Consider the following 18,006-nt stretch of genomic DNA (forward strand, 5'->3'; position numbering starts at 1 on the left):
GAAATTCTTAAAATCCCACTATACATTATACAAAAAAAATACCCTATAGTTAGACTGTTTATGTATATCTATACTATAGGGTCTATTTAAAAAATAGGGATAAAATCCTTTAAATTTTATAACTGATAAACAAAACTTCCATCATCTGTTTGTTGTAAAGGCTGTCCGTTCACCACTAGTTCACGCGTTTCACCTTTTGGCAAATGGAATGTAATTTGCTTATATGACAACTCAAAGACCCCTTCTTTCTTTAAAGAAACTTCCAATCGATCACTAGTTGTTTTCATGTGGACATGAAATTTAGTATGATTTTCTTGGTAATTTGAAGAGATTCCGTCATCCTCGTACAATACATAATCTGATGTACCTGTTTGTTGGTGAGGGAACAACTCAAATCCCCGTTCATCGTTTGTTTTTGTTAGAAATGAACAATCTGCTTCATTCACTGGAATAATGCTGCCTGCTTTTACAAGGAACGGTGCATACGTTAATGGTGCAGGTATCGTTACAGTTTGTCCACTTTCATACCAGGTTGATGTATGATAATCGTACCACCCTCCATCGCTCTCTGGTAAATACACTGTTCGCTCAGTAGCTCCTTCTTCTACAACAGATGTCACTAGTATTGAATCACCTAACATAAAATCATCACATTCTTCAAATGTCTTTTTATCTTGACCAAACTCGTAGAATGTTGGTTTAATGATAGGCTCATACTGATCGTGAGCATTGTATAACAAAGTATACAAATATGGAGTTAATCTGTGTCTAAACTTAATTAAATCCCTTATATGGCCTGCTGTTTCTTCATACATCCAAGGAACATTGACCGTTTGGTCGTCATTCCAAGAATGAATCGTAAACCTAGGATAGAAAATTCCATTTTGCACCCAACGGACAAACAATTCCGGTGACGGTGCAGGACCGGAAAATCCTCCAATATCATGACCGATATTATATACACCTGATAAGCTTAAACCAACGGCCATTTTAATATTGTATTTTACGGTTTTCCAGCTCGTATAATTATCACCTGTCCATGTTTGAACATATCGCTGCATCCCTGGACTACCAGAACGTGAAATTAAATATGGTCTTACTTCTGGTGAAAATTCCTTTTGGGCCTCATAGGAAGCTTTCATCATTAATAATGGCTGTAAGGCACGTACAAGTTCAAAATTTACCTCTTGTCCAAACCCATTGCTTTTTACATTTTTCGTCCAAATTTCAAACTCATTGTTATCATTCCATGTAGAATCAATACCATATTCCAGTAATGCTTCAGTTACCTTCTTTTTCCACCATGCATAAGTGTCTTTATTTGTAAAATCCAAATAGGCTCCAACTTCATCCCAAAATTGTGCCATTTCAGGCGTTTTGCCATCTTCAGATTTAATAAACATCCCTTTATCTTGTAATTCTTCGAATAATGGGTGGTCTTTTAACAAGCAAGGTTTAATGTTCGCACAAAGATGCACATTCTTTTCATGATATCCATCTGTGAACCCTTTAGGGTCTGGAAATTTATCTCTATTCCAGTTAAATACATAACGTTTATCCCCAATAGACGTATACCCTGATGATAATTGGAACGAATCACAAATAATATCATGTTCTTCACATAATTGCAGGAATTCATTTAATCTTTCTTGAGATTTCGGTAAATCAGTATACGTCATCGTAGATCCCGAATAGCCCAGGCTCCATTTTGGCTGGAAAATCGGTTTTCCGGTTAACCAAGTGTATCTTTTTACAACATCCTTTACTTCAGGACCAGCAATGATATAGTAATCTAAATCACCGGCATCTGATTGGAAATAGCGATACCAGCCATGATAATTATCCATCTCATTTCCCATATCAAAAACTGCTTTTGACATATTATCGTAAAATATTCCAAATGAAATATTTGTCTTATCTTTTCGGGTGATATAAAACGGGATATGTTTGTACAATGGGTCGGTATATTGGGCATCGTAACCCATTGGATCGACATTCATCATACGATAGCGCTTACCATAGCGATCTGTTTCGCCCGCCTTTTCCCCCAAACCATAATAGCTTTCTTCTCTCGTTCTCTGGATATAATGGAATATTCCTTCACCTAATGAACCATCAAAATTATAGGCTTGTGTTTTTCGGTCATTCATAAAATGAATATATTCTGATGTTTCCGAATTCTTATAGTACCAATTTACAATGAATCCATTTAATTTAATTTCAATCTTTAATGTGGATGTTTCAATATAAAATACTTCATCTTTTTCGTATGAAACATAGGGTGGCAGACTAAATGGACTAACATCCAATCTGTGTCTACCTTCCATAGGGACATCATCCATCCCCGGTGCTACTAACCAAGTGTGTTGCAGTGATAGCTCTTCACCATCTGTCATCAAAACACGGACAATATCATTTTCTAAAACAAATACTCTAGCAATAAAATTACTTTTATCCAATTTAAAAGATAAACAATTATTGTCTTCATTGATAAACTTGAACATGTATTTTTCACGGATTGACATAATTTTTTCACCTTACGCTTTCTAGAGAGTGACTTACTCAAGCAGATTTTATTTTACTTTCATTATTATCCTTCCAGATGTCCTCATACTTAAACCCAGTAAGATTTTCAACAACTTCTTTTGTTTGTGGATCCACTTTAAGTTTTGACCCATTATTTTTTAATCTATCAATTTCATCAACTAATATTTTATGAGTTTGTTTATTTAATTTAAACGTGAAAACAACTAGTAATGCTGCAACAAGAAGTACTGAAGCGCCTATGACCATAGTATAAACGATTGTCTGTATTGCCTCTATCGTCTGTGTTTTTTCTCCTGCAACAAAACCGCCCCATTGTAGTACAAGTCCCACAACCATAGTAGCCAATGCAACAGACGTTTTTCTGGCAAATGTCATAACTGCTGCAAATAATCCTTCACGTCTTTGTCTCGTTACAATCTCGTCAATATCCGGAATGAAAGGGAATACATTCCATGGTGTAAAGTCTAAAATTGCTCTGCCAACTTGATAAAAAGCAGCAATCACAAACAGCATGACGACCATAGAATCAGGCTTAGTTAAATAGACTACATAAAACGCTCCCAAACAGATAAGCATTACGGAATAGGAGATTTTATACAAATTACCAGGGCCAACTTTTATCATTAAGAAACCAGCTACCAGCATAATAGGCACCCCAATTATACTGAGTGATAGTAAGTCTGCAGCAAGTGATGATGAAATACTTAGAGCAAACACACAGAAATATACAAAAACAGCATTAAATACGTCTTTAGCAGTGAAGGATAATAAATAGATCGCTAAATGTTTCCGGAAGCTTTTTATTTTCAAGGTAGTTACATATTCCTTTAAAACGCTTCCAATACCACTAAGTGTTTCACCAAAACTTTTAGATTTGTTGGATTGTGCGATTAATTCTCTTTCTTCTTCAGGTGTAAGCTTGTTTTCCCATGTTACTTTATAAGAGATAAAGATACAGATCGCAAAAAGTATGGCAAAAAATACAGCATTGATAAAATAAGCATACGCATTATCTTCACCAAAGTACGCGATTAATCGTGCAGGAACAAACGTGGCTAAAAATACACCTGTACCAGACATGAACATTCTTGCTGTGGATAATTTCGTTCTTTCATTAAAATCCTTTGTCATCTCGGATGGCAGCGTTTCCCATGGAATTAATACTAATGCCATAACAATTTCAAATAACAAATAGCTTAATAGATAGTACCAATAATTCATTCCTGTAAACCAGAGCAACACATATGCGACCATTAGAGGCGAACCAATTAATAGAAAGAAACGGCGTCTGCCAAACTTTCTTCCCAATTTAAATTTATAGAAGTTATCTGTGACACTCCCGATAGCTAAGCTCACTATCGCATCCACTATACGAGCAATAGCAATAATAGAGGCACCCTCAACAGGAGATAATCCCACAAATGTCGTATAGTAATACATTAACCAAGCGGCAATAACGGTGAAAGCACCGCCGCCCATTATGTCCGTTAACCCATAACCAATGGCTCTAGGTATGGTAATCTTTTTCTTGATATTTGTCATATAATCCCCTTCTCTCTCCCTTATAAAATTTAACGACTTATCCCCCTGTTGCCAGCCAACGGTCTAGTGGAGGGTTAAAATATTGTATTCCCTCCTCCGATTGCAATCCCTTACAAAAATAGTTGGAAGTGCTTTCTTGTTTTTAATATTACCTGACTGTCATAAGAGAGAAAGGTTGAAATTTTTGAAGTAGTTGTTGAAAATATTGACTACCGTATAAAAAAGCCGCATCACATAAATTTCATGTGATACGGCCATCAGGGAGGAATATTAAAAATTTGACTACCTGCATTTCTTATATTCAGAAGGTGTAGTTCTCATAATTTTCTTAAAAACTTGACCAAAATATCTTGCGTCAAGAAATCCTACCATGATTGAAACTTCGTTCGTTTTTAAATCAGTAGTAGTTAAGAGCTTTTGTGCCACCTGAATCCGTTTTTCCGTTAAGAAATTACTAAGATTTTCGCCGGTATCCCTTTTAAAGGTCCGGCTTAAATAACTAACACTAACACCAAGTTGTTCTGCAATAAACTGTGCATTTAAATTTGGATTCGCATAATGTTGTTCAATAATTCGTTTTGCCTGCTCAACTACACCTATGTTATTTTTATTCATTGTTTCGTAAAGATGATTTTTTACCTTCACACAGGTTTGCTTCATAAATTCAAGTAGTTGATCAAAGGTTTTACACCGTTCAAGTTGTTCATATCCAACGGTCATTGAAAAATTTTTATCCCATTTTGCAACAACTAATCCCAGTTTAATTAATAACTCTAAGCAAAGATTTAATACTAACTGTCTATCAAATGTGTATTTTAGCTCCTTGAATAGTGCCTCAATTTCAAGCAGAATCTTCTCAAGTTCCCATTCTTCAAACTTTTCAATAAAACTCCCTAATTTTGCTGAGAAATTATTATTATTATTATTATAATGTTTGGTGCTAGTTTCAGAATAAATATGAATTTTACCTTTCCCAACAAAATAACTCCGTGATAATGCTGTGATAGATTGTAAGTAAGAGGAGTGTAAGGTGTTGATAGAAGTAAACATTCCTCCAATACCAATTGAAACATGGGTGCGATCCTCAAAAGAAAAATCACCCAATATATTTTCAGCAATATCTTTTAATCGTGTTTCTACCACTTTATCTGGCATCAATAGTGAGAATGAAGGTATTACCAAAAGTTGTTGATCATGCGTTACAAATCTTACTTCCTTATTTTTTGATAGTAATAAATCCTTGATGGATTTTGAAACAGAATCAAAGGATAATCTATTTTGCGTATCACTATACATTTCTATTGTTATCACAGCACCTTTTCCAGGTGTAAGATTGATACTTTGTTTTATATTTTGTGTCGGTACTATCCCCTTAACTGTCATTTCATATAATAATGATTGTTCTATAATGGGTATACTCTCTTGAAGAGCATTTTCCATGTATTCATAGTTTTTCTCTTTATGTCTTTTTTGCTCTATGGTATTTACTGCATTTTTAATCACTACCATTACTTCTTCTACGACTGTTGGTTTAAGTAAATAATCAAAAACACCATATTTAAAAGCTTCTTTGGCAAATGTAAACTCATCATACCCTGACAAGAGAATCATTAGGATATCTTTATGATTTTGATGAACGAATTCCGCCAATTCTAGGCCTGTATGTCCCGGCATTACAATATCAGACACAACGATATCTGGCTTAAGTTTATTAATTAGTTCTTTTCCTTCATAACCATTCGACGCCATTCCGCAAATTTCGCAACCAAGGGCTGGCCAATCGATTTTTTCAGATAATCCTTTGCTAATAAATGGTTCATCGTCAATAATAAGTACTTTCAACATCAGGCTCCCTCCCTTCTTATAGGTAAAGTCAGCTCAAACGAGGTTCCGACGTTAATATTACTTTCAATCTTTAAACCATTATCATCACCAAATAATAATTGAATCCGGTTTTGAACATTTAATATCCCATTTCCTGTTCCTCTGTTGTCATCAAGACTTACATATCTACCCTCAGAAAGAGAGGCCACTGTATTTTCATCCATACCTACTCCATTATCTAAAACTTCAATGTGTAATTTGTTATTTTTTATTTTCCCATTGATAAATAAGTATCCGTTTCCAATTTTCTTTTCTATTCCATGAATCATGGCATTTTCAACGATTGGCTGCAGAATCAGTTTTGGAACTAAACAATTTTTAGCCTCTGGATCAACGTTAACAGAATAATGAATTCTGTCTTGAAACCTAATTTTTTGAATCGTCATATAATCATCAATATAATTAATCTCTTCTTCAAGTCTAATGAACTCCCCATTATTAGTAATACTTTTTTTCAACAGCCTGCTTAAAGAGGTTGTCATTTTACTAACTTCATCCGATTTCCCAAATTGTGCCATCCAATTGATTGTGTCTAGAGTATTATAAAGAAAATGTGGATTTATCTGGGCTCGAAGTGCTCTTAGCTGTGCATCTTTTTCATTTATATCCTTCTGATAGATGTCCGAAATTAAGTTGTTAATTTTACTCATCATTCTATTAAAGCTTTCGCCAACTCTTCCAAGCTCATCCGAACGGTCGATCTGAAGCTGAACATTGAAGTTATCTTTTTCAACCTCATCCATCACCAAACTTAATTTGTTTAAAGGTCTAACAATATAATTAGTACTTATCCAAATAATAATGATACCAATAATGATCGCTACTATTCCAATTAAAAAGATGGTCTTACCAATAAGTGCAGGGCCTTCCGAAATCTCATTCAAACTTATTAAAGAAATGATTTTCCACCCTGTTAATTCAGATTGATAATTGTTTATAATCACTTTCCCAGAATCCGGGATTTCTATTAATGTATCGGAATTAGCTAAATGTTTAGATGAATTTGACAGCCATGAAGTAACGGCACTTAATTCCTTATCATTTGAATTAGATATAACCACATTATTTTCTTTATCCAGTATAATAATATGTCTTTCTTCAGTCGGATCAAATTTCTGAATTCGCTCCTGTAAATATGCTTTATCCATAGACATTGTTAGATAACCAATGACTTTCATTTTATAAGAGTGTATATCGTAGATTGTCCGATTCGCTGTAATTACAGACTTCTCAACGCTCCAAGTGACTTTTCCACTTGAATCATAAAGTTCGGGACGTAATGTATTAAAAAATTCATAGTTTTGGTTATTGACACTTCTTCTTAAATTGACTCTTACTCCTTCAGTGTCATAAAGATAGACAAGATCGACTTCATTAAACATGACAGTTTCATCAGTTATTTTAGATAATAAGTTTTTATTTAAGAAATTTTTTTCTTTACTATTTTCGTATGCCTCTGGCAATATTTCTTGTACATCATTGTTGAAAGTTACACCATCCATCACACGATTAAAGGATTCCACCATATTATCTATACTTTTACTTATTTGCATGACCATAACAGTATTATATCTAATTGCCTCATTAATCTGGATATTTATAGCAATCGTATAGGTAATAATTGCAGTCAGCCCAATTATTAGACTGATACTTAGAGCATTCAGGAATAGCAATTGATTTTTCAAATGGCGAAATCGAAAAAAACGTTTAAACTTCATCTTCATACACCGTTGCTTCTAAATCGTATATATTTTTTATAAACTTTATCTTTAGAACTACCAGATACAAACTAAATTCACTTAACATATATAACCCTTGAACAAATCCCTTCATCCTGCATCCCCTTTTTAGAACACTTCTATTGTGAAAACCATTTTATTTATCTTAATATAACAAAATTTAATCAAATAGATAAGGGGCTGATAGCTTCCAATAACTTCAACAAAATTATTACCATGATAAAATTCTTCCTATTTCCGATAGAAAAGCAAGCACCAATGAAGTATTATTAATTCTAGATAAGTTGACCTGGTTTGGTGGTTATAAACTAATCCTAGTGGTAGGTCCAAATCAAATACTTCACCCAATACCTATAGGGCGTATGAGAAAATAATCCGTGTGAATCTGAAACTTGGACTAGGACATCACAAGTTACAAGATTTAAACCTTAGATTTACAAAATTATTATGATTCTACTTAAATGAGAGTTCGACTAAGTTAGTAAATTATTCAATTAAATTTATTTTACTATTATTCCCCATCCATCGGTTCTGTCGGCAATGTGGGTAGACTTTTTAATATGTCATGGTCATCCTTATCACCCTTTAGACCATCACCATCAAAATCTTCGGTGTATGGATTGTATTCTTCATAATCATTACTCCCACTACTTGTTACAAGGAACTAAAATAATCCCAATAGCTAACAAAGCAACTAAACCTATCCCTATAAAGAAACCAAATTCGGGACCCTTCTTCATATGCTTTGGTGGGATATCCAGTTTATGCATATAAAACGATATATACCTAATAGTGTTTATAAACCTAAACAAACTTTTTTTAAAAAGTGAAAACGTTCACAAAATTATGTGGTAATCGCTTACAAAATGGTATATAATTATATTAAAATTACAACTTGAGAGGTGAAGCAGCATGAAAGAATATATTTTTCTTCTAGAAGAACCGGTGGGTAACAGAGAAATAAAGATCATAGCATCGGGAATGACGGAAGCCTTCAAAAAAGCAAAAGAATTTCGAAAAAATATTGTCCAAGATACTAAATTAAAGGTCAATATGATGTTAAAAGGTGTTAGATATACGGATTAACCTTAGGTCAAATTTATGTTGAAAGGAAAATCCTACACTATATGTTCTTATTAAGATTAATAGTAGATAAATAAAGGAGAACACATTCGAGGTTAACGAAATGTGTTCTCCTTTAAATTTATATTTTTATATACTGGGTTTCTTTACTGAGCACTGGTCATTGGATAGTTGTATCCGCAGCGAAGCTTTTCGTACCAAACCAAAATAGGAAAGGAAAGCTAGAAAACTTGAGCAAAAGATGGTGACGCCCATAGGAACGCCTGCAAAAAGTGGTGCGTTTAATAGTAGAGCGGTATGATTAAGATTTAACTTGCTCTTTTGCCAATACAAATGAATTCCTTAATGTCCCAATCTCTTCAATTTTACATTCAATTGTATCTCCAGCACCGACAAACTCTGCTCCAACCGGACTGCCAGTCAGGATGACATCCCCCGGCTTAAGTGTCATCACCTTTGTTAGATAGGATACCATTCTTCGGATAGGAATAATCATTAACTCAGTTGCACTATTTTGCTTCTCCACACCATTGAGTCTTGCTTCCACTTTCACAGTAAATGGATCTAATTCTGTCTCAATAACTGGCCCTAGTGGTGTGAAGGTATCAAAGGACTTACCAATGGTCCAATGCCCGTCTTGATGAAAAAATTGAGGAGCTGTTACATCGTTCCCAACCGTGTATCCGAACACGTAATCCAACACTTCTCATGTTTCAAGAATTTGCTCTTTCGTACAAATACCATGGTGAAGCCAGTTTGCCAAGTGCTGGCTGGAAATTCGAAATGTAGCACGGTCTTCCATTAATTCCAAATTATTGATATCTAATACTTTTGAGCAGCCAACCCCCTGGTCAACCCAGCGGACAACATAGCCTAAAAGAGTTTGACAGTTGTTGTTAAGCTCTTCCTAAATTTCCTCAGGAGTCCAGGATGGTTTTTTAATTACTGAGAATTGTAAGATATCTTCTCGGAAGTCTGCAGTCAGATGGAGCATTTGGTTCTGCACCTTTCTAACATCTACTTCATGGTAATGCAATGCGTGCAATACCGCAGCAGTTGGAGATGGCCCACATGCCTTTTGCCAATCTTTGCACGGCCTTTATCCGTTCTTCCCCAACGGGCGTCAGCTGCATTAATGGTGTAGCGGGCATTAATGACTGGGACAACTAACTACGGTCCGGCTTGTACGGTAATTTCAACATCGACATTTGCAGTCGTAATCTCAAAATCTTCTACTTCCGGTTCAAGATAGCCAATTTTCGTTAAAAATGAATGATAGGATTCGAAGTCAAAGTCTTCCCTGTGTTCACTGATACCATGTATTAAGTATGTTTTGAATATCATCACGAACCGCCAGCAATTCCTTGTTTTTAGGTGTTAAATCGCTGATTAACACTTCAAAACCGGACTAAAATTGATCAGCATCCACTCCGCTTCCTGGAAGAGCCTCCGAATTAATAAATTTATAGAGTTCCTGAGCCACTTGAATTTTTCCTTTTTGTACATACTTTGTCATCGCAGGTTTCCTCCATTGATTTCTTAAAAAATGGCTCTGTTATTATTTAATGTTGAGTTTTCGTGTAGGGTTAAGAATTCATAGGCGGAGAATTTCCGGCTATTGTATATAGAGGAAGCTTAAGAAGCAGATATAAGCGGAGATATTCCGGTTAACTGCTTTAAATAAGACAAAATCCAAGGATTTAGATACAATAATCGGAAAAACTCCGCCTATTTTTAAGGAAATATGGGTATTTTCCAATATAAACGGAAAATCTCCGCTTATTTTCCAATCACAATGAAATCAACATTCAGTCTTAACAGAGCCTAAAAAATAGTAATCTTGGAAATTATGTTCCAACCTAGTGGTTTGTTATTACAAAACACTGTTTCTTAATTTGTTTTAAAAAAATAGATTACCCAATTGATTTTAATAATTTTATAAAAATGGCGTGCCCAAACTGATATTAGTTTAGGAACGCCATTTTTTTACTAAAAGTTATTTCTATTTAATAAAAATCTTTTATGTCACAATGAGGCAAAACTCTTTCCGTTCAGATAATAAGCGGACTCCTGAAATGTGCTAAAAGCGACTTCTACTTCTGGAAATTCGAGTGCTTGAATATGTTTGGTTACAATGCTGGCAAATTGATCTTGAATTTCCTGACCGCGATTGAACCATTTTACTTCAATTAATGGGTAACCCGGTACTTCATTGCCATCAAATACATAAGTAGAATGGACAATTTCTAAGGTGAAATTGTCCGTTCCACATGCACATAAATCCGCCAAATCTTGTACTAATGAAGTACTAACTGTTTTTACCTGATCCACTGAAACTCCTCTAATAATTAAATGTGGCATACAAATCTCTCCTGTAAGGGTTTGATAAATTTTTACTATATAAATTATGACACTAATTTATCTAATGGCCAAATCAAACCTGCTGATGGAATAGCGATCAATTGGGATTGAAGTTTCCCCATCCAGAATTAACTCAGTCATAAGAGTCCCTATTAGCGGCGATAGAGTTACGCCGCTATGCGTAGCTGCTACATAAAGGTTTTCAATACCCGGGATATTCCCCAGAATGGGAAAACCATCTTCCGGCATCGCTCGAATTCCTGAAAAAGCGCGAACAACCTTTGCTTTTTTTAATTGCGGAACATAGTGAACAGCCATATTAGCCGTTTCTTGAATGACATCCAATGTGGTTGCTCTGTTAAATCCTTCTTCTTCCATTGAATAACCGATTAATACCTCACCATTAAAGGCCTGTCTTAACCCGCTGATTGTATAATGTAAAAATGGTTTTAGGGGTTCAGTAACAAGAATCTGCCCTCTTAACTGGTTGACCGGAATGTTGATATCTACTAATTTTCCTAATTCTCTTGACCAGGTGCCGCCAGCAAGAATAATATTATTACAAACAAACGTTCCCTTTCGTGAGACAACAATGAACTTCCCTTGAAGCTTTTGAATTTCCGTTACTTTATTATAAGTAGAGTATTGAACTCCATTTTTCTTGGCTGCCCTCATATACATATCGACTAACCGAAAAGGATTTACGTTGCCATCAATGGAACTATACGTAGCGCCTGCAACCTCAGGATTGAGCGATGGTTCCTTTTCTAAGGCCTCCTCACGGGATAAAACCTTAATTTTGATACCAACTTTTTTGTAGGCCTCCGCAAGCAGTAACGCTTTTTCGCGATCGGCGTCATCAAAAAATGGGGAAAGTCCGCCAGTCCGTTTATATTCTACATCCCCAATTTTTTTTGATAAATAAGGATAAAGTTCGGCACTGTACATATTAAACTCTGCATACCAAGAAGGTGTTTTATTATGAACCCATACCCACGCTTGTGTGGAACCTGAAGTTCCCGACAGAGGGAATTTTTGATCCAGTACCAGAATTCCTTCCTTTTTTCGTTCCGAAAGGTGATAAGCGATGCTGCTTCCGACGACCCCTCCACCGATAATGATTGTTTCATAACTAGTTTCCATTTATCTCACCTTCCCATCCTCTAGCTCCACCTCATCTAAAACAGATTTCACCGAGGAAAATGAGGTACTATTCGTTGCTAGTGTTTCAAGCTTAATTGGACTTATCGGCATCCTCATACGCGGCAGTGAAATCTCATGAAAAGGTATGCCCGTTTTCTCATGAATTATAGTGGCCACCAGGCTATTGCATATTTTTGACTGGCATGGTCCCATGCCGCAGCGTGTCATTCTTTTAATATCATCAAATCTCTTGGCGCCATTCGAAATGACTTCCTCGATTTCTTCGTAACTGATTTCTTCACATCGACAAATAATCGTGGTTTTATCCAATTTATTCACCTACTAGTCTCTTAATCTTTTCGAACTAAGAGATAAATTGGTCCTTAAGGACGGGATGTTCAAAGTTTTCAACATGCTGGATTCTTGCTTTCCATGCATCTGGATAAAGCTTCGTTTCTAGAATTTCGAGTTCTCTCCATAGAGACATGGTCTCGATATCGGCCTCTTGCTTACTGATAGCTCCCAAGGATTCAGAAACATTAACCCCGGCTATCATACCTGTTGTTAGTAGAACTCCCTGAGAACTGACCCCGGCCAGCGTTCCCTGCTAAAAAAACATCTTCCCGGTCTGTTTGTAAAGATTTGTTGTATTGCGGGATCCAGCCTCCTAGTTCTTTTTGAAAACTGAATGAACAGCCAAGCTGGTAAAAAACATCTAGAATAGGCGACCGGCCTCCATCTACACATACGACATCAACACTTATGGTAAGAATCTGTTCTCCATGCTCGATATCAATTTCCTCTACCTTACCAATTCCCCTGGTTTCCTTGATGGAGGAATTAACATAAATTGGAATACCTTTATTTCGAACCTCTACCCCTTTTTCTACATCTCGTGCCGTTATATTTGGAGTTTTTTCTATTATCCCCTTTATCTGTACACCTAACTCAGAAAGCTGGAGCGCAACATCCATTGCAAAGTCACTGGATCCTAAAACAACGGCATGTTTACCAGGGAGGACAAAATCCCGATTTATTAAGGTTTGGACTGCACCTATGGTCATGACTCCCGGTAGCGTCCATTTCGGAAAGGCAAGGGCATTTTCAGCCGCACCCGTAGCCACGATTATTTTTTTCGCTTTAAGAGGAAATACATTGACCTCATCGGAAATACCAACACTACCATCCTTGTAAAAGCCAATCACACGATGACCTAGCAAACAACGAATTGAGTAGTCCTCTACTTGTTTCGTTAAAAGACCAGCCAGCTCAAACCCGCGCATAGGCTGATAGGACGAAGGAAGTGATTGAATGAGCTGAGTCTGTTGAATTAATTGTCCGCCCATAGAAAAAGATTCTTCTACTATGGTTACATCTAACCCTCTTGATGCTGTTTCCAATGCAGCTGTAAAACCTGAGGGACCAGCACCAATAATAAGAACATCAGTCTCCACGGCATTCACTCCTTACTTCTGGATCTTCATCATTCGGATAAATCTTCATGCCTTCTTCGACCTTCGTCATGCACGTTCGTACATGATCCTCCCCATTTACCGTCATATAGCAGCTGCAGCATCTGCCCCGCGAGCAAAACAAGCCTCTTGGCTGAATTAAATTCCTGCTCAAACCTAATTTTTTTATATCATTGGCCATCAAGGCTGCAGCCACGGATTGGTGTTCATAGGCCGCAAGCGGTTCATCTTTAAAGAAGATTTTTACTTGTTTTTGAAGCTGTTCCCCTAATACGGGATGATGTTTAATGTGCATAAAAACACCCTCTTATGAATTTTTCGACTCAAATACTTTTCCTACGCCTAATACTCTTTCGATAACGACCATTAATACGACTGTTAAAAGAATCATGATACTAGAAACAGAGGTGATGATCGGATCATACTGATATTGCATATAGGTATAAATCCGCACTGGCAGCGTCACCACATCGGTACTGACAATAAATAGGGCAACGGTTAAGTCGTCGAAAGAGGTAATGAAGGAAAAAATAGCTCCTGCAATCACACCCGATTTAATGATTGGAAGTGTAATTTGAAAAAATACCCTGAGGCTTCCCGCCCCTAGATTCATAGCCGCTTGCTCGATCGTACGGTCGAAGCCTACTAAACTGGCAACAACCAGGCGCATGACAAAGGGGATGGTTAAGATTATATGTCCAATAATTAAAGCTGACGGGCTCGCGGCCAAACCAATCCAGGAATAAAACTGCAAAAGAGCCACCCCAAATACAACGGAGGGGATTAAGAGAGGTGAACCAACTAACTGCATGATGGCTGTTTTCCCTCTAAATTGATATCTGACAACAGCAATAGAAGCCATCGTTCCGATAATCGTTGAAATGATTGCCGTACCAAATGCAACGCTAATACTGAGCATAAAGGACTGCATAAATTCAGGATGATTGATTAATTCGACATACCACCTGAACGTGATCCCTTTGGGAGGAAACACGATAAACTCAGTGGTTGTCAGGGAAGACAATAAAACAACGACAATCGGGGCAGCCAAAAAGATGTAGACAATCAGACAAAAGAAATTTAAGCCGAATTTTGGTAATGCCTTCCTCATTGAATGGCCACCCCTTTTTTGGAACTAGTTAGCAATTTGCTATAAATAATGATGGTAATAGTGGCAATAAAGATTAATAGGAACCCAATAGCAGACCCATAAGGCCAATTCAGCATGATACCAACCTGTTCATATGTAAGGAATGACATCACTTTTACCTGAGGCCCCCCTAGAATCGCAGGTGTGACAAAGGAACTCACGCCTAAACTAAAAACCATAACAGAACCGGCAAATATTCCAGGCAGCGTTAAGGGCAAGATGACGGAAAAGAAGGTTCGAATCGAGCTGGCACCTAAATTTTGTGAAGCTCGGATCACAGAAGGGTCGATTCTTTCAAGCGAACCCATAATACTTAACACCATATAAGGAAATAACACGTGCACCATTCCTATGACGACGCTAAACTCCGTATAGAGCAAGGTTAATGGTTTATCAATCAACCCAAAATTCATTAACGTATTATTGACCACTCCATTATTGGATAACAAAATGACCCAGCCATAACAACGGATTACCATGCTGATTAACAGGGGTGACAGAACTAAAAGGGTTAAATAATTCTTAATCCTTCCCTTTGCTTTTGTAATTTGATTGGCTACTGGGAACGAAATAACAATCGCAGCCAGAGTAGTAATCAGCGCAATTTTGACCGTCCGCCACACAACCCCAAGATAGAATTTATCTGTAATAAATTTAATATAATTCTGTAGTGTCCAATCATTGCCAATCCCGCTTGCTGCGTCAAAAGTCTTAAAGCTTGTGATAAAAAGGAAGAACAACGGAAGCAAAAAGAAGAAAATAAAAATACCGAGCGTCGGAAGTAATAAAAGCATATAATCAAGCTTTTTTTTCGTTAAATTCTTTTTTTTCTCCCTGAATAGCAGTTCCTGTTCCTGATACGCTGTTTCAGCCTGCATCGGATAGAGTCACCTCACTTTTTGGTAGCTAATAAATCCTCTGGATTCCATTTAATACATACATGTTTCCCCTCTTTAACCAGATCAGGATTTAACGCAACATTGGAAATATCAGCAATGAAATGTTTTTCCTTGTTTACTAAAATGTAACGGGTTTTCGCACCCAAAAACATTTTCCTTTCCACCCTAACCTGAAGACCACCACTATTTTCTATCGAAATTTGTATTTTTTCAGGCCTAATATAAAAGTCAATCACAGAATCCTTCGGCTGATGGACCGATAGAACCTGCTCATAGCCGTCCAATGACACTAAACATTGATTATCATTTAGTGCCTCGACCACCTGACCTTGAATCTGGTTTACTTCGCCAATAAACCTAGAGACGAAATCAGTCTGAGGGTGGTTGTAAATGGCCACTGGTGTATCGACCTGTTCAATTCTGCCTTCATACATAACCGCTATTCTGTCTGAAATCGCAAGTGCCTCTTCCTGATCGTGGGTTACAAAAATGGTGGTAATCCCAACCTTTTTTTGAATTTCCACGATTTCTTCACGCATTTCTTGACGGAGCTTGGCATCCAGATTGCTTAATGGTTCATCAAGAAGCAAAACTTTCGGCTTGATCACGAGTGCTCTTGCTAGCGAAACACGCTGCTGCTGACCACCGGACAGCTCCTTTGGATAGCGTTTTTCATAGCCTGCCAGCCGGACCATCTCAAGCGCTTCTGTAACACGGGTATGAATCTCGCTTTTACTAACCTTGCGAAGCTTTAAACCATAGGCAACATTATCAAATACGGTCATGTGGGGAAAGAGAGCATAGTTTTGAAAAACCATGCCCATTTCTCTTTTATTAGGAGGAAGCAGGTGAACAGGCTTCCCATCCACCACGATTCTTCCGCCGTCTACATCTAGAAACCCTGCAATCATATTTAAGGTAGTTGTTTTTCCGCAGCCTGATGGCCCAAGGAAGGAAACAAGCTCTCCCTGCTTGATTTCAAGGTTCATCTTTTTCACAACTTCTGTTTTATTAAAGGTTTTTACTACGTTTTCAAGGCATAAATAGCTCATCATTTCACCCCTTCATTAGTGGGTCACTTCAATTTCTTTATTTGCTCTCTCTGTCCATTCAGCTCTCTTTGTATTGATATACTCCCAATCTACTTTAACAAGCTTTGCAATTTCATCTTCACCGTAAACGATCTTCTTGGTAATATCCCCATCTAGTTTCACGTTTTTATTGACAGGACCATCAAATAAGGCGTTTGCAAATTCCACTTGGGTATCTTCACTTAATATAAAATTAACAAACTTTTGGGCCAGCTCTTCATTTGGAGCGCCTTTTACCACACTAACCGTTGCCATAAGTGCAGGGGCACCTTCCTCTGGTATAACATACTCAATTGGGAATCCTGTATCTTGCAGGGTGTATACGCGGCTGCTTCCCCACGCACTTGCAACTGTTTGACCTTGTAAGAAGTAGTTAGAAACATCAGCGGTTTTATCAAATGTCACTGCGTTTTTAGCAATTTCCTTCATTTTTTCAAATCCAGGTTCAATATCCTGCGCGCTTCCGCCGTTTGCTATAGCTGACATGAGAAGCATATGCACTCCGTACGTATTGGCAATTGATGGCAGAACTAATTTATCCTTAAACTTAGGATCTGCTAAGTCATTCCAGGATTTAACCGGCTCCCAGCCATTTTGTTTAAAGGTATCTTTGTTATAAGCTAATCCCGTCGTAATAATCCCAAAACCAACTCCAATATTGTCCTTATCTTTGGCAATATCATAGACATCTTTCAGGTTTGTCACAATACTCTCATCTAATGGTGCAAGTAAACTAAAAGCTTTTGCCTGAGCCTGCGGTCCATCATCCATGAAAGCGACATCGATTTGCGGCTTATCCTTTTGTGCCTGAAGTTTTGACAGTGTATCAACAGAACTTCCGGTAATATACTTCACTTTCACACCGTATTCCTTTTCAAACTTTGGAATAAGTGTCTCTTTCATCTTTTTTTCATAGCTTCCACCGTAGGCAGCAAATACTAATGTTTTTCCGCCTTCACCAGCTGATTTTTCAGACGAATTGCCCGTTTGGCTGCTGCATGCAGAAAAAATACCCAGAATAAGAATAATTAATAGAGCTAACGACACTTTTCTTTTTTTCATCATTACTCCTCCTCAAATTTAGATATCTCTTAT

At 37.1% G+C, this 18,006-nt stretch carries 17 protein-coding genes and 2 pseudogenes; 1 reads left to right on the forward strand and 18 read right to left on the reverse strand.

Annotation, left to right across the window (positions count from 1 at the left end; all coding sequences use genetic code 11):
* Positions 1 to 116: 116 nt before the first annotated feature.
* From QFZ28_RS19505 to QFZ28_RS19520, 4 genes are all read right to left on the reverse strand, one after another.
* Entirely contained in the window at positions 117 to 2,525 is a 2,409-nt protein-coding gene (locus QFZ28_RS19505) for a glycoside hydrolase family 31 protein (RefSeq protein ID WP_307196188.1), read from the reverse strand.
* A 37-nt stretch (positions 2,526 to 2,562) separates the two neighbouring features.
* Positions 2,563 to 4,089, reverse strand: a complete 1,527-nt coding sequence (locus tag QFZ28_RS19510; protein ID WP_307196189.1) for an MFS transporter — start codon at positions 4,087 to 4,089, stop codon at positions 2,563 to 2,565.
* A gap of 282 nt (positions 4,090 to 4,371) precedes the next feature.
* Positions 4,372 to 5,934, reverse strand: a complete 1,563-nt coding sequence (locus QFZ28_RS19515) for a response regulator (protein WP_307196190.1) — start codon at positions 5,932 to 5,934, stop codon at positions 4,372 to 4,374.
* A complete protein-coding gene (locus QFZ28_RS19520; protein WP_307196191.1) occupies positions 5,934 to 7,697 on the reverse strand; it encodes a cache domain-containing sensor histidine kinase in 1,764 nt (587 codons plus the stop codon). Before QFZ28_RS19520 ends, QFZ28_RS19515 begins: the two co-directional genes overlap by 1 nt.
* Before the next feature lie 927 nt (positions 7,698 to 8,624).
* Between QFZ28_RS19520 and QFZ28_RS19525 the strand changes: the two genes are divergently transcribed.
* Positions 8,625 to 8,798, forward strand: a complete 174-nt coding sequence (locus tag QFZ28_RS19525) for a hypothetical protein (RefSeq protein WP_263326275.1) — start codon at positions 8,625 to 8,627, stop codon at positions 8,796 to 8,798.
* Positions 8,799 to 9,096: 298 nt separating this feature from the next.
* Here QFZ28_RS19525 and QFZ28_RS19530 read toward each other — a convergent pair.
* The 14 genes and pseudogenes from QFZ28_RS19530 to QFZ28_RS19585 all read right to left on the reverse strand — a co-directional run.
* A pseudogene (locus QFZ28_RS19530) lies at positions 9,097 to 9,501 on the reverse strand (fumarylacetoacetate hydrolase family protein); the annotation flags it as partial.
* Positions 9,502 to 9,504: 3 nt separating this feature from the next.
* Positions 9,505 to 9,861: pseudogene (locus QFZ28_RS29840) on the reverse strand (malate synthase G); the annotation flags it as partial.
* 104 nt (positions 9,862 to 9,965) lie between these two features.
* Complete coding sequence (locus tag QFZ28_RS29845) at positions 9,966 to 10,139, reverse strand: hypothetical protein (protein ID WP_373428090.1); 174 nt, start codon at positions 10,137 to 10,139, stop codon at positions 9,966 to 9,968.
* Complete coding sequence (locus QFZ28_RS29850) at positions 10,102 to 10,191, reverse strand: hypothetical protein (protein WP_373428091.1); 90 nt, start codon at positions 10,189 to 10,191, stop codon at positions 10,102 to 10,104. The genes QFZ28_RS29845 and QFZ28_RS29850 overlap by 38 nt, the downstream gene beginning before the upstream one ends.
* Before the next feature lie 629 nt (positions 10,192 to 10,820).
* Positions 10,821 to 11,156, reverse strand: a complete 336-nt coding sequence (locus tag QFZ28_RS19540) for a DUF1904 family protein (RefSeq protein ID WP_307196192.1) — start codon at positions 11,154 to 11,156, stop codon at positions 10,821 to 10,823.
* 57 nt (positions 11,157 to 11,213) lie between these two features.
* A complete protein-coding gene (locus tag QFZ28_RS19545; RefSeq protein WP_307196193.1) occupies positions 11,214 to 12,299 on the reverse strand; it encodes an NAD(P)/FAD-dependent oxidoreductase in 1,086 nt (361 codons plus the stop codon).
* The gene (locus tag QFZ28_RS19550) at positions 12,300 to 12,638 is read right to left on the reverse strand and encodes a (2Fe-2S)-binding protein (RefSeq protein ID WP_307196194.1); all 339 of its coding nucleotides are present in this window, start codon (positions 12,636 to 12,638) and stop codon (positions 12,300 to 12,302) included.
* 25 nt (positions 12,639 to 12,663) lie between these two features.
* Positions 12,664 to 12,825, reverse strand: coding sequence for a hypothetical protein (locus QFZ28_RS19555; RefSeq protein ID WP_307196195.1), 162 nt, complete (start codon positions 12,823 to 12,825; stop codon positions 12,664 to 12,666).
* Between the two features lie 13 nt (positions 12,826 to 12,838).
* The gene (locus QFZ28_RS19560) at positions 12,839 to 13,753 is read right to left on the reverse strand and encodes an NAD(P)/FAD-dependent oxidoreductase (protein WP_307196196.1); all 915 of its coding nucleotides are present in this window, start codon (positions 13,751 to 13,753) and stop codon (positions 12,839 to 12,841) included.
* Positions 13,743 to 14,066, reverse strand: coding sequence for a (2Fe-2S)-binding protein (locus QFZ28_RS19565; protein WP_307196197.1), 324 nt, complete (start codon positions 14,064 to 14,066; stop codon positions 13,743 to 13,745). The genes QFZ28_RS19560 and QFZ28_RS19565 overlap by 11 nt, the downstream gene beginning before the upstream one ends.
* Positions 14,067 to 14,078: 12 nt before the next feature.
* The gene (locus QFZ28_RS19570; protein WP_307196198.1) at positions 14,079 to 14,882 is read right to left on the reverse strand and encodes an ABC transporter permease; all 804 of its coding nucleotides are present in this window, start codon (positions 14,880 to 14,882) and stop codon (positions 14,079 to 14,081) included.
* Positions 14,879 to 15,799: an ABC transporter permease gene (locus QFZ28_RS19575; RefSeq protein ID WP_307196199.1), complete on the reverse strand. Its 921-nt coding sequence runs from the start codon at positions 15,797 to 15,799 to the stop codon at positions 14,879 to 14,881. Before QFZ28_RS19575 ends, QFZ28_RS19570 begins: the two co-directional genes overlap by 4 nt.
* 14 nt (positions 15,800 to 15,813) lie before the next feature.
* Positions 15,814 to 16,872, reverse strand: coding sequence for an ABC transporter ATP-binding protein (locus tag QFZ28_RS19580; RefSeq protein ID WP_307196200.1), 1,059 nt, complete (start codon positions 16,870 to 16,872; stop codon positions 15,814 to 15,816).
* 15 nt (positions 16,873 to 16,887) lie between these two features.
* Positions 16,888 to 17,973, reverse strand: a complete 1,086-nt coding sequence (locus tag QFZ28_RS19585; RefSeq protein ID WP_307196201.1) for an ABC transporter substrate-binding protein — start codon at positions 17,971 to 17,973, stop codon at positions 16,888 to 16,890.
* Positions 17,974 to 18,006 lie beyond the last annotated feature (33 nt).

Origin of the sequence: Neobacillus niacini, assembly GCF_030817695.1 — a bacterium.
Classification (GTDB): domain Bacteria; phylum Bacillota; class Bacilli; order Bacillales; family Cytobacillaceae; genus Neobacillus; species Neobacillus niacini_F.